This is a genomic window from Pedococcus sp. P5_B7, from assembly GCF_054049895.1.
In genome coordinates, this window is record NZ_JBFULM010000001.1 from 558932 (window position 1) to 571991 (window position 13060).

Here is a 13060-nt window from a genome sequence, read left to right on the forward strand (position 1 = left end):
CTCCAACCCCCCGAACACCGGGGGATGACCGCAGACCCAGCACTGGATGCGTGAGTGATCGCGGGCGACACCCCCCACATCGACCGTCCCCGCGAATGCGTAGAAATCCCTGGGCTCAGTAGACCCGGACCGAGGCCGTGGCAGACACACCTGACGTGTGGTCCGTGTGGGCCGGCAGCAACCACCGGTACTTGTTGGTGCCGCGCGCCGGCGGCTTGACGTAGGCGGTGGTCGAGCTGGTGCTCGAAAGCTTCCTGGTCGTCACCGTTGCCCAGGCGGTGCCGTTCCACCGCTGCAGGGTCACGGTTGAGCCTGCGTGCCCCGGCCTGATCGTGGTCGAGAGGGTGACGGATCCGCCGTAATTGAGGCTCGTGCGGCTTGCCCCCATGGTGGCCGTGGGTGCCACCGACACGGCGGCCGCCGGGCTGTAGGCGCCGCCCACAGCGGCTGCCCCGACGTAGCCGATCCGGTAGCGCGTGCTGTACGAGGGCTTGACTGTGAACGCGTAGGTGCCGGTGCTCGTCGTCGTGGCGCTGGTCAGGGCGGCCCACGTCGTCGTGCCGTACTTCTGGACGAACAGCGTCACCTTTCGCGCAGCCAGCGGCGCGCCGTCGAACCGCAGGACGCCGGAGACCCGTGTGCTCGAGCCGTACTTGATCGTCGTGGAACCGGCGAGGGTGGGAGCGGACCTGCGGTTGTCCAGGCGGACGAAACCCGACCAGGTCTGGCCGAACGCGTCATAGGTGCGCAGCTCGTAGGTGTACGACCGCCCGGCGACCTGGCCAGTGGAGCGGAAGGTCGTTCCCTTGCCTCGGTACACGAGCTTGGTCTCCGCCGCGGTGGCCCCGCGCCTGATGACGTCGACGTGGTCGAGGTCGAAGTCGGCGGGGTTGGTCCACGTCAGCGTGTCGGTGTCGTACGACGGCACGGCCTTTGCGGCCGTCACCGGTTGCGGAGCAGTCGTGTCGCCCACGGTGACCGGCGATGCGGTGGTGTTCGGCCCCGCCCCCCAGGTGCCGAGGCCGAGGACCTTGACCTGCCACGTGGTCCGGCCGACCAGGCCACCGAGCTGCACGGCGGTGCGAGACCCCTCGACCTCCACCGTGCGAGTCAGGCTGCCGGACGTCGCCGTGACCTTCCACGTGCTGACCGGGACGCTGAAGGCATTCCTCCCCCACGTCACGTCCAGGGTGTTGTCCCGCGGCGAGCTCACCAGCAGGTTGACCGGGGCCAAGGGCAGTTCCGAGGCATTCGCGGCGCCGACCACGGACGGGATGACGGTGCGGGCCCTGTTGCCGTTGAGGTCCCACACGTGGATGACCAGCTGGTATGCCGTCATGGCCTCGGGCAAGGTCACCTTCCCGTTGACCGTGGCCGAGTTGAGCGGCAGTGCGTAGACGGAACCTACGGGGTCGAGGCCTGCGCCGAGCGGTCGCACCTCGTACCCCACGGTCTTGAGGTCCGGCAGGACCGGCCGCGGGAAGCTGACGGCCACGCTGCGCGTCGACGCCGGCGTGACGGAGATCGAGGACAGGGGGATGGCAGGTGGAGGGCCGTTCGTGTCCGGGGCCGTCGTCACCTCCGCGCTGACCGTCGTGGAGGTAAGGCCCTGCCGGTCGGTGGCGAAGACCTCCACCGTGAAGGTGCGGCCACCCGCCAGGCGCGGCCACGTGTAGGTGCCGGCCGTCTTCGCGAGCGGCGAGGCCTGCGACCGCGCGCCCGTGACGGTGTCCGTCAGAACGGCCGTCTGCGAGGCCAGGTCCGCGTCCGTCGGAGCCGTCCAGGTCGCGGTGACTTCGTAGTCCCCGCCGATGGCCGCCAACCCGCTCGGCGCCGCGGGAGGAGTCGTGTCCAGCAGCGTGTGGAAGGGCACGAGGACCGGCTCGCCCAGGTTGCCCGACACGTCCATCGTCCACAGCGCCAACGTGTAGTCGGTGTCCATGGCGAGCTCGGTCGGCGTGAACACGGGGGTGCCGCCAGCCCAGCGCATCGTCGAGGTGCTCGGCGTCGCACCCGCGGCACCGATCGCATAGAAGGTCCCGGAGTAGTCGGCGTCCGTGGGCGCGGTGTAGGCGAAACGCAGGCTCTGGTACGAGGGCTCGACGCTCACCTGCATGACCTGCGCGGGTGGCTCGAAGTCCAGCCGGGTGAGGCCGGTCCAGGTAGAGACGTTGCCCTGATGGTCCATGAGGAAGATCGAGACCGCGTAGTCCTGACCCCTCACCGGGTTGGGCAACGTTCCCCACCACCACCCGGCCCCGGCCACGTCCTCGGGGAACGGCAGGCCGTCGGTGACACTGGCAGGCGGCGTCGAGCCGGCGGCATACCGGACGAGCACCTTGGCAAGGTCGTCCACTCGGGGGTCGTTGAACCCCAAGCTGATCTCGGTATGCGTCGCGTTGAGGACCACGTCCGTGGGCTGCCCCGGCGGCGTGTTGTCGGGCAAGGCGGCGGTGGTCACGCCCACCGGCGGGCCCATGGCCATCGCCGAACCGGCCTGGTTGGTGGTGTACCCGCGCTCGAAGAACGCGAACGACCACTCCTCGCCGGGCACGAGCGGCTCACCTGCGATCGTCATGACGGTCATGGGGTTACTGGTGGGCCAGGGCAGCTGGACGCCGTCCCAGTGGTCGTGCGGGGGGGTCGAACCCCGCTTTGCGACGATCATCCCGTCCGCGAACGGCTTGTCCCAGCCGATGGAGACCCTCCCCTCGCCCGGTGTCGCCGTGACGCCCAGTGGTGGCACCGATGCGCCGAGGCCCGGAGTCAGGATGCGGCTGACCGTCCGTCCACCGGCGCGCAGGACGCTGCCATCGCCCACGGCCTGGAGCTGGGCGACGACGCCGCCGACCGCAGCCACGGGCTGCATCGACCCGTCCGCGGCGATGACCGCGATTCCCCCGAGGTACTGGTAGTCAACGTTGGCCCACGGCCCTTCGACCGTCGCGGTCACGCTGGTGGGTGCGCCCCCGCTGAGGACCGTGCTGACCCCTCCGTCGGCGTCGACCCAGCGCAGGCCGCCTTCGGCGACGAGCAGCCGGTCACCGGAGCGGGCGAGGTCAACGGGGTCTCCGATGGCGGAGGTCAGGGTGGTCTGCGTGCCGGTGGCGGTCACCCGCAGGATCCGGTGCCCCGCCCGGTCCGCGACTGCGAGAGCACCGTCGGACAGCACCTCGACGTCGGCCACGTCGGCCGAGACCGCCACGTCGCTGACCGTGCCGTTGACACTCACCGCAGTGAGCGAGCCGGTGCCCGTCGTGACGTATGCCGTGCCGTCGTCGCCGAGCGCAACCTTGCCGCGGCCGGTGGTGAGTGGCGACAGCCGCGCGCGCGTCAACAGCGTGCCGTCGCTCCGGACCTCCCGCACGAGACCGCGCTCTGTCGTGAAGACCACGCGCCCGTCCGGTGTGCCGGCGGAGCCACGGACCTCGTCGAGATAGGCGTCGGTGGCGAGGACGCCGTCAGGCGACCAGGGCTGCTCGGGGTCCATCCCCAGGATGCGGCCCCGGTCGACGCCAGCGACCGAGAACCGGTGCAGTGACCGCTCACCCGGGCCGGTGTTGCACCCGACGGCCAGGTCAGCCCCCAGCTGGCTCAACCGGCCGGTGCACGCGCCGCTGCTGACCTGCGTCAGCGGGCCGCCCGCCAGCGGGGCCCGTAGGACGGCGTTGTCGGGCGACGACATGGTCAGCGTCGTGGCGTCGGTGCTGATCGAGGTGACATCGACGGTCGAGACCTCACGCGACTGCCGCCCGGCCAGGAAGGCACCGACGTTGCCGCCGTTGCCGGCGACCCGCGTCCCGAGTCCGGCAGTGGTCACCTCGTAGACGCCGCGATGGCCGCTGCCCACGTCGAGGACGTAGGCCTTGGTGCCGTCGGGCGACACGGCGAGGTCGAGGCCCTCGACGATGGCACCGACCGGGGTGAGGGCGGTCCACACGCCACCAAGGGGCAGCCGATGGACGCGGCCGCCGGCCAGGGCCCACACGGCGTGGTCGGCTCCGACATCGAGGGCCGTGGGTCCACCGCCTGACCAGAGAGTGGTAGCCGGCCCGCCGCCCGGGGTGAAGCGGATGATGCGGTTGTCGGCTCCCATGACCACCTCACCGCCGTCCACGGCCAGGTCCCCGCCGACCCAAAAGCCGGAGTCAGTCGGCCATGGAAGGACGGTCACTCGGTCCGTCGCGGGGTCGACCCGCATGAGCCGCTGGGAATCGTGGGCGAGCAGGGTGCCGTCGGCTCTGCCGTCGATGAAGACGTCTGACGGCAGCATGACGCGGGAGGCGGGTCCGGACGACCCGAGGCCGTCGCCCGCGAGGGTCAGGACCATGGGCGGTGCGCCGGCATCGTGCGGCTCGACAGCGGACGCAGGCGTCTGGGCAAGGACCGTGAAGCCGACCAGGGCAGCGAGGCCAGCGGCCAGCGTGCGGTGCAACGAATTTCCTCAGGGTCTGGGAAGGACGATGCACCAAGGTAACGTTCCGCGCCCCCGCCTCGAAGCAATATCGACCGGTTTGCTGCAAACCGGACCGAACGGGCGATCCCCGCCCAAGAGGCCCCTTGTCCACGCCGCAGAGCGGCGCCAGGGCACCTTCAACATCCGGGTTCGTCACCCCACGAGCTTCGTGCCCAAGTGACTCTGGCAGCCCGAACCGCGTCTTTCCGCCGGGAGAGGACCACAGGCAGGAGCCGATCTATGAGCCGCCCGCGTGATTGGTCGAATGTGCCTCTCCTCTTGAGAGTTCGGCTCGCCACCAAGCGCCGCCCTCGATCCGCTCGACCCGGCGCAGGGTGAGGTCGCCGAGGGCAAAGTCCTCGAGCTCTACACGGGACAGCGGCCACGGCGGTCCCTTCACCTCGGCCCCTTCGTCCCGGGTGGTCGCAAGGACCAGCAGCGTGCCTTCTGGTGCCACCAGCGAGCCGATCTTCTGCGCAGCTTCCGTGTGCTGCTCTGGCGGCATCGACTGCACGGTGAGACTTTCTACGACCAGGTCGAACCGACGCTGCCACTCACCAGGAAGATCCAGGACATCGGCAACGAGGTACTTCACCTCGCTGGCGGGATACTTCCGCCGCGCTGCAGCGATCGCGGTCGGCGCGAAGTCGAACCCGGTGGTGCGATATCCCAGCGAGGCAAGGTATTCGGCGTCAGCTCCGTAGCCACACCCGACGACCAGCGCCTCGCGGCCACCCCCGGCCAGGTTCTGCGCCTCAGCCCACGCCACGAGCTGTGGACGAGGGGCGCCGTAGTCCCAGGGCGGCTTGGCCCCGCCCGCCTCCGCGCCGGCGTACATCCCCTCGAACATGCCGAATGGCTCGCTCGTCACCGCTCGAGACTACCGACCACGTTGTTTCAAGGCACCAGTACAGACCAGAGAGGAGACATGAGGGACTGATCCACCACATCGGTGTCGACTCGTGCCTGTCCCATTCCGCCGCGAGACGGAGCATCCGGGTAACTGTCGCAGTTGCCCAGACTCGATGGTCCGACGGGTGGGCCCCGGGCAGCCAGGACGAATTGCATCGTCGAACCAACGAGAAGGAAGCACGGCTGAGACGAACGGCAAGTACGGATTCACTCCCTGGCTACCTGCGTGGAGTCTTGGCCGTGGCGATGTTGGAGTAGGCCGACGCCCCGGCGTCGTTCCATGCCACGACGCGGTAGCGATAGTTCGTGTTCGCCTTGAGCCCAGTGCTCGTGTATGCCGTGCTGCCCGCTGGGAGTGAGGCGACGACCGCGAATGCCGTGCAGCTCCCACCGGTACACCTCTCGACGCGGAATCCGTTCTCGTTGCTGGAGGTGTCGGTCCAGGCCAGCCGGACCTGCGTCGAGGACGCGGTCACGGCAGTCAGCCCTGTGGGCGCCGATGGCACAGCGGGCGGCGGTGGCGGCGGTGGCGTCGACCCGGAGAGCCCGCCGAAGACGTCGGCGAGGTAGCTCCCAGCCCCGGAGAACGACTCCACGCGCAGCGTCCACGTGCCGGCTGCAGCGTTCGAGACGCCGAGGGTCTCGAAGCGTCCGGGCGCCGCGCAGTTCCCGTTCGTGGCCTCGAGCATGCAGCGACTGACTGCCACGACGCTGCCCGACGGGTTGATGAGGTACGCGTCGAGGTCCGGTGCCCACTCGTACCCGTAGAGGCAGGTGGTGCCGATCGGCAGCAGGCACGTCGCGGCGCCTGTGGTGGTCTGCAGTGTGACGCCCAGCGGCCGCCCCGCGGTGGAAACGCTGATCGCGGTGTCACGACTGGCGTTCGCACCGAGCGAGCCCGTCAGCACCTGGTGGCCCGGCCACGCGGCGGTGCCGGCCGGCTCGGCACCCAACCCCGCGATGAAGGCACGCGCATCCACCAGGCCGTACCCCCACTCGTTGTCCGCGCCGGTCGCACCGGCGTCCTGGGCGCTGGCCTGCAGCGCAGCCTTCACGGCCGCCGGCGTGCTGGCTGGAGCGGCTTCCAGCCCGAGGGCCACGACCCCGGCGACGAATGGCGTCGCCATCGAAGTGCCGGAGAAGGCGACATAGGAGCTGGTCGTGTTGGCCTTCGCCGCCACGACGCTCAGACCCGGGGCGACCACATCCGGCTTGAGGGGCGCAGCCGGGTTGGCGGTGGGTCCACGCCCGGAGAACCCCGCGAGGTAGAGCCCGGTGTCGGTGTCGAGTCCGCCGGGCAGGGTCGTCTCGTCCGACGCCGCACCAACGGTGATGACGTTGGTCGCGACGCCGGGCGATGTGATCGTGGCGGGGGCGTCACCGGAGTTGCCTGCCGCCACCACGACGACCTTTCCCGCCGCGGCGGCGGCGTTGGCCATCTGGCTACCGAGGTCGCTGCCATCACCGCCAGGGCTCCCGAGCGACATCGAGAGGATCCGCACGTCACTGCGAGTGGCACACCAGTCGATCGCGGCGGCGACGTCGGCGTCCGAACCGGAGCCCGACGAGTTGAGTACCTTGGCGCCAATGAGGAGCGCGCCCCTGGCCACCCCGCCATAGCGGTCAGCATCCGCAGACCCCGTGCCGTCACCGGCGGCGATGCTCGCGACGTGCGTTCCGTGACCGTGGTCGTCGTAGGCGGTGGCACGGCCGTTCACCCAGTCCCGCCACCCCACGACCCGCCCGGCGAGCTGCTCATGGTTGGGATCGATCCCGGTGTCGATGACACAGATGCCCACCCCACTGCCGTCGAGGGCGCCCAGCGTTGGGCTGTATGCGGCGCGGGCGGTAGACACGCCGTACCCGTCATCGCCCGCGGCGTCCATGGCCCGGACCACGCCGTCGAGCTCCACCCTCGTCACCGAAGGGATCGCTGCCAAGGCCGAGACCTGTCCCGCGGTGAGCGAACCAGCAAACGCGCGCACGAGTCCGTAGCTGTGGCTGACAGTGAGCGAGGGCGCAGCGCGGCGTCCCTCGCCGGGCAAGGCGCCCTGGACGATGACCCGCACGCGGTCACCTGCGCCGCGCCGGACGAGAGCTGCCTCGAGGTCGTCTGCCACCTTGTCGTGGTCGCGGTCGCCCTTCCCAGCGGAGACCGTGTCGGGACGAGCAGGTGATTCGTCCGGCGGCGCGGCGGCGGCAGACAGTGCGGGTGCGATGGCGGCGAGGGTTACCGCAGACGCGGTGACAATGTGACGAACCAACGTGGACATCGCAGCACCCTTCGACAGGCTCAGGACCCGCAGAACGCGGCCGCATGGCCGCACTCCCGAGCATCGACCCCAAGTAGGGGGTCGGCATCGCCTGTACGGAGTACGGGCCATCAGCCGCTCGGTCGAGGGCATATCGGGCTCTCCCGACATCCGGATACTGAAGTCACATGCGTTCGGCACTGTGCCTCATGGAATCACTCAAACGCGTGAGGTCAGCGAGTCGAGCGCGGAGCAGACTCGATGTCGTCAGGACGCCGTCGTTGGACCGCCGGCGCGAGAAGGCGACGGAGGTGGGCGCAGTGCCCCGAGTCATCATCACGCACGACATCCGCGAGGTCGACCGTTGGTTGGCCGGCAAGGACGAGCGGGCGGCAGCCATGCCGGGCGCCACCGGGGTGACCGACCTCGTCGCGCTTGACGGCAGTAACAAGGCAGCGGTGAGCGTCGACACCGATGATGTCGATGCGCTGATGGCGATGCTGGAGTCGATGCCGCCGGAGGTCGCAGCGCAGGCCGAGTCGCACGGTGTCATCCCACCGTTCACGGTCTACGTCGAGCGGTAGCCACCTCGCTGCCCCAGACTCATTCCCTACGCCCCCCGCCTGCCCGTGGATTCCGTGGGCACGACAGTGGAGATGGCCCACAACGTCAACGCAGGGCGTGAGGCGTTGCCGACGCCTGCAGGATTGCGTTCTCGATTGTCTGCATGGGGGTGTATGTGTGAAGCTCGGCACGCAGGGCTGCGACCTGCTTGGCGTAGCTGGGGTCCCCGAGGACGGTGCGGACGGCCCGGCGTATGGCCGCGGGCCTGGGGTGCTCGCCGCGCAGGTCGATCCCGAGCTTGTTGTGGCCGACCCGGGCGTTGATGTCGTTCTTCCCCTCTCGCTTGCCGGCCGCGACGACCGGAACCCCGCGGAGGAAGGCCGCGAGGTTGCTGCCGAAGCCGCCGCTGGTGACGAATACGTCGACGTGCGGAAAGAGATCGTCGTAAGCGATGAAGTCCTCGATGACCACGTTCGGCTCGGGGAAGCGCTCACGGAGGGTCTCGGTGTGCGCGCCCCCGGTGGTGGCCACGACCACGTACGGCGAGTTCTTCAGTGCCTGGATGGTTGGGACGATCAGCTTGCCCGGGTCGGAGTTGTCGACGGTTCCCTGCGAGACCACCACCACCCTCAGCGAGGTCTCGACCACCAGGGCCGGCAGTGCCGTGTCCGGGCCGGAGGCGCGGCGAGCCGGGCTCAGCGGGCCGACGAACTCGGCGTTGGGGGCAGGTCGGTAGCCGGGAAACTCCAAGCCGGGAGAACCGTTGAGGAAGACACGGTTTGACTTGAGCATCGGACCATCTGGAAACCCATCGAGGCTGATCGGTGCGACGCCGTGCCGGGCGAGGATCTGGTTGTAGTGGGTGGTGCCGGCCTTCATCCCGCCGGCCAGCATCCGGCGCACCACTGCGTGGTGGATCCGTCCCACCGGGCTGCGTGCGGGGCGCAACCCGAAGAACGGTGGCGGGCCCTGGGCGTCCGGCAACACCATGCTCAGGCCGATGGCGAACACGGGGACCTGGAGCGCCTCGGCGACGAGCTGCTCGGCGTAGAAGGCGCCATCACACACCAAGGCGTCGAACGACCACTCCTGTCTGAGGTCCACGATGTCCTGGAAGCTCTCCTCGACCTGGCTCACGAAGAAGGTGTCAAGGTCGAAGCTGATCAACCGTGGTCCCTTGAGGGCGGCACGCTCGGGGAACAGCTCGTTGATGTTGCTCGCCATGATCTCGATGGCCCGCCGATAGGGAAACCAACGCATCGCCAGACGGTCGAGCCTGGCGCCATACTCCGGCCCGGCATACCAGCGCACGTCGTGACCATGGTCGGCCAAGTGGGCGGCGATCCCCGTCAGGGGGTTGAAGTGTCCATCGGCGGGCATCGATGCGAACAGGATCTTCATCGCCCAACGCTCCTTCACTATAGTCTTACTATAGTGAACCGGTATGGAGCCGATGTCTACCACGACCACCCGCACAGACCGGGCGCTGGCCAACCGGCGACGGATGGTCCGGGCCGCCTACGACCTGTTCTCCGAGGGGGGATACCTCGGCACGACCATCGCCGAGGTGGCGCACCAGGCGGGTGTGGCGGTTCCGACGATCTACTACACGTTCGGGACGAAGGCCGCGCTCTTGGGCGAGTCCCTGGGGGCAGCCATCATCGGGTTCGACCACTGGCGCGAACCGCCACCAGACCCAGATCTCGCCGAGTTGATGCCCTGGCACCAGTGGTGGGCGGAATTCGAAGCCGCCCCCACCGCAGAAGCCGCGTTCGCGGTGTTCTTCACCCATGGCGTTGCCATTCTCGAGCGGGTGGCGCCACTGGCCAACGCGATGCACGGCGCCGCCGGCGACGCCGAGGCGGCCGCCGTGGTGGAGGTCAGCGAGCGCCGCCGCGTCGAGTCCTATCGCGAGATCGCCCGCGCACTGCACCACAAACCCGGCGGTCTGCGAACCGGGCTCTCACCGGCGAGGGCCGCCGACATCCTGGTGGTGCTTTTCAGTGCCGACCTCTACCAGACGATCCGCGTCGGCCGACGATGGTCCAAGGCACGCACCACGACGTTCCTGCACGAACTGCTCCACGCCCAATTGCTAGGAGAGTGACTCCGTCGCCCTGCGATCGTGGGCTTCCTCTCCATACTTTCCTCACGGTCCCGCCAATGTCGATCCGCGCGAGGAGGTCGCGGATCGACTAGTCCTGCTTGACGAGGGCCCCCGCCTTCACAGCGGGGTCGTGTGCGGGTTCGGGGACGCGCTGTGGTTCTTTCAGTGGTCCAGGCGGGGCCTTTTCCATCCTGCTCGACCGCACGATCCGGCGCGTCTCCATGGTCCAGAAGGCGATGAACAGCCCGATCTCCCACCACTCCACCAAGAGCACGAGGTGTTCCGGGGCCACCGCCCGCGAAATCAGCCAGGGCACCACCAGGCCGAATGTCATCAGCAGGAGGATCACCAGGTAGATGCCGCGACCAGACTTCCACAGCGCGCTACCAAACCCAAAGAACGGCCAGGTGTTGGTCAGGACGGCTACGCCCAGGGAAGCGATGAGAAAGACCGCCGCAAGGAAATGGACCGAGGCCTGCCGACCGGCCACGCTGATGCCCTCCATCGTGATCTGGTCGGCCGGGCCGCGCCAGAGCTGCCACATCGCCAACGCCAGGAAGCCCGCGAGGATGACCGACGTCAAGAGAACGAAGAACCGCGTAAGGAACTTCGACGCGGTGCCCACTTCGGCGCCGACGAGCTGCGTGACGTTACCCGTTCGCAGCTCTCGGACGAGCAGTACGAGGCACAGCAGCACGACCATGGAGAGGGCGATCCGCAAGAAGGAGCCGTAGTCCGCTGCGGTGACTCCGTCTGGCGCGGGGTTGTCCCGGAGGTCGGCCATGATCCCGGCGAAGCCATTCGGAAGCAGTGCGACGAAGACCGCATAGAAGCCTGCCCCATTGAGCGCGTAGTCCTCCAACAACCCCACGCCCTGGTACGCGACCAGGCAGGCAGCCGTCGCGACGAGGGTGCCGACCAGGACGTCGCGGACTGGACCGCCGTAGTAGGCGCTGATCGAGGTCTCGAACTCGCCCTTGTTGAGTCCTGTACCGACCGAGACGACCAGCAGGAGCAGCGGCAGCAGGATCATCAGCCAGCGCACATACCGGTGCGTGATCCCGGTGATTTTCGCCTGTTCGTTCTCACTCATCGCGATTCCTTCCGTCCAGCCCCGCCCACCCAACGTGTTCGGGCGGGGGTGGAGCGAACGCTGCCGATCGCGGCCGTCGTGCAGATGCCAGCGCACCAACCGCTCCGGGCTTGGCTGAAGGCGACGTTCGTCCCTTCTCAGAGCAAACCGCGCGACAGTCGATCCAAACAGCAGCAAACGTACTAGTGCCGACGCCTCCTCATGGTGGGCCGCCGCTTGTCAGTGCCGAGCCTTCGCGAAGTGGTGAAGCGGGCTGGAATCCGGCTGCCTCCGGGTTTGGCCGGTCCAGTCGCCATCCCCTGCAGCAACCGGACCAGCCGTACCCTGCCCCCTCTTGCCTCGGAGCGACCTCCCCAAGGTCGTCCGTGGCCCCCGAATGGAAGGCTAGGGCCGAGTCAAGGAAGTGTCATCATTGGGTAAAGGCGCGGTAAAACGGGATCCGCTTTGCTGATGCTTTGTCCGAAATGAACCAGCCGAACGGTTGATATCGCCTCATCCGTTCGGCTGAACCGCATCTAGGCGAGCGGCGCCCTCGTCCACGATCGGGGCGACCGCGACCGCGACCGCGACCGCGACCGCGACCGCGACGGGGACGCCCGGCCCCGGGCCGCACGCGAGTGACGACTAGCGCGGCGAGGGACCCCGCCGTCAGCCACCGTCCCACCGAGCCAGTCGGGTGTCGGCCGATGCTTGCGGTGAGGCCGGCGGCAGGGTCCACGCCACGTAGCGCCCCGCCGCGATGACCCCGCTGATGCCGAACGACTCGCCCAGCCTCACCAGCGCGCCGGTCTTGGGTGAGTACAGATACTGACCGGCGTCGCCATTGCCGCTCCCATTGCCCCACGCGACGAAGTCGTCGCCGCAGGCCAGCTCTGCGCCCCGCGAACTGTCCCTTCGCCGGATGACCTTCACGTGATGGGTGGTGCGGTCCAGAACCATGATCGTTCCGCCGTCGTCCGATTCAACCGGGACGGCCCAGGCCACCACGTCTGGGCCCACACACAGCTCGGAGATGAAGCCGACGTCTCCCAAAGGCCCGTGGTAGACGATCTCGTCCCGAGTCCCGCGGAGCAGGTGTATGTCGTACCCGACACTGTGCGGCGCCGTGTACGGATCCCGCACGTAGACCAGCCCGCCGCGCGGGTCGACGGTGGGCAGGTCGGCACCCTTGACGACGACGCGAGGCGCTGAGGTGCCAGCCAGGTCGGCGGTGGCGATGTTCGTGGCGATCGGCAGCTCGCTTCCGGCTTTGCGGAAGGACCACCAGACGCTCTTGCCGTCGCTGGCGATCAGGTGGTCGCCACCGGCCGCGGGTGCCAAGGGATGTCCTTTCGCGAAGGTGTCGGAGTCGGCGAGCAGTCGGACCTTTCCGTGGGACCACCCGAACACCTTCCAGTCGACGTCGAACAGGTCGGTGGACCTGGTCTCCAGCCATGCCGCCGTGGCGTCGTTCGGCATCGCGCCGTCAAAGGCCTGCCGCGGCATAGCCTCCTTCGGCGTTGCGGGCAACCACGAGCGCTTGCCTCCACTCATCACCTGCATCCGAGCTTGCGCGATGAGGCCGCCCTGAAGGGGCGGGGGGTTCACACCCACTAGGGCGTGACCGTCCGGTGACAGGGCGAGGACGACATTGCGAGTGGTTCCCGACATGCCCCGCAGGGTCGTCAGGATGGTGA

8 protein-coding genes are annotated in these 13060 nt (G+C 68.7%); 2 read left to right on the forward strand and 6 right to left on the reverse strand.

Annotated elements, in window-relative coordinates:
- Positions 1–115: 115 nt before the first annotated feature.
- The 3 genes from ACXJKD_RS02545 to ACXJKD_RS02555 all read right to left on the reverse strand — a co-directional run bounded on the left by ACXJKD_RS02545 (position 116) and on the right by ACXJKD_RS02555 (position 7641).
- A complete protein-coding gene (locus tag ACXJKD_RS02545) occupies positions 116–4435 on the reverse strand; it encodes a hypothetical protein (protein WP_457252757.1) in 4320 nt (1439 codons plus the stop codon).
- 259 nt (positions 4436–4694) lie between these two features.
- Entirely contained in the window at positions 4695–5327 is a 633-nt protein-coding gene (locus ACXJKD_RS02550) for a class I SAM-dependent methyltransferase (protein ID WP_457252758.1), read from the reverse strand.
- 259 nt (positions 5328–5586) lie between these two features.
- The gene (locus ACXJKD_RS02555; protein WP_457252759.1) at positions 5587–7641 is read right to left on the reverse strand and encodes a S8 family serine peptidase; all 2055 of its coding nucleotides are present in this window, start codon (positions 7639–7641) and stop codon (positions 5587–5589) included.
- A gap of 299 nt (positions 7642–7940) precedes the next feature.
- Between ACXJKD_RS02555 and ACXJKD_RS02560 the strand changes: the two genes are divergently transcribed.
- Positions 7941–8204 carry a hypothetical protein gene (locus tag ACXJKD_RS02560; protein ID WP_457252760.1) on the forward strand — a complete coding sequence of 88 codons (264 nt, stop codon included), beginning with the start codon at positions 7941–7943 and terminating at the stop codon, positions 8202–8204.
- Positions 8205–8289: 85 nt separating this feature from the next.
- On the opposite strand, the gene ACXJKD_RS02565 is transcribed toward ACXJKD_RS02560, so the two are convergent.
- Positions 8290–9585: a glycosyltransferase gene (locus ACXJKD_RS02565; RefSeq protein WP_457252761.1), complete on the reverse strand. Its 1296-nt coding sequence runs from the start codon at positions 9583–9585 to the stop codon at positions 8290–8292.
- 52 nt (positions 9586–9637) lie between these two features.
- On the opposite strand from ACXJKD_RS02565, the gene ACXJKD_RS02570 reads away from it, so the two are divergent.
- Positions 9638–10291, forward strand: coding sequence for a TetR/AcrR family transcriptional regulator (locus ACXJKD_RS02570; RefSeq protein WP_457252762.1), 654 nt, complete (start codon positions 9638–9640; stop codon positions 10289–10291).
- An 88-nt stretch (positions 10292–10379) separates the two neighbouring features.
- Here the strand turns inward: ACXJKD_RS02570 and ACXJKD_RS02575 are convergent, their stop codons facing one another.
- Both ACXJKD_RS02575 and ACXJKD_RS02580 read right to left on the reverse strand, forming a co-directional pair.
- Positions 10380–11384: a hypothetical protein gene (locus ACXJKD_RS02575; protein ID WP_457252763.1), complete on the reverse strand. Its 1005-nt coding sequence runs from the start codon at positions 11382–11384 to the stop codon at positions 10380–10382.
- A gap of 648 nt (positions 11385–12032) precedes the next feature.
- On the reverse strand, positions 12033–13034 hold the full coding sequence (locus tag ACXJKD_RS02580) for a hypothetical protein (RefSeq protein WP_457252764.1): 1002 nt from the start codon (positions 13032–13034) through the stop codon (positions 12033–12035).
- Between the last annotated feature and the right edge of the window lie 26 nt (positions 13035–13060).

What these genes read in the sequence shown, in the direction of transcription:
- ACXJKD_RS02555 (WP_457252759.1), bottom strand. Translation starts at nt 7,641, where the DNA reads ATGTCCACGTTGGTTCGTCACATTGTCACCGCGTCTGCGGTAACCCTC.
- ACXJKD_RS02565 (WP_457252761.1), bottom strand. Translation starts at nt 9,585, where the DNA reads ATGAAGATCCTGTTCGCATCGATGCCCGCCGATGGACACTTCAACCCC.
- ACXJKD_RS02580 (WP_457252764.1), bottom strand. Translation starts at nt 13,034, where the DNA reads ATGTCGGGAACCACTCGCAATGTCGTCCTCGCCCTGTCACCGGACGGT.
- ACXJKD_RS02575 (WP_457252763.1), bottom strand. Translation starts at nt 11,384, where the DNA reads ATGAGTGAGAACGAACAGGCGAAAATCACCGGGATCACGCACCGGTAT.
- ACXJKD_RS02570 (WP_457252762.1), top strand. Translation starts at nt 9,638, where the DNA reads ATGTCTACCACGACCACCCGCACAGACCGGGCGCTGGCCAACCGGCGA.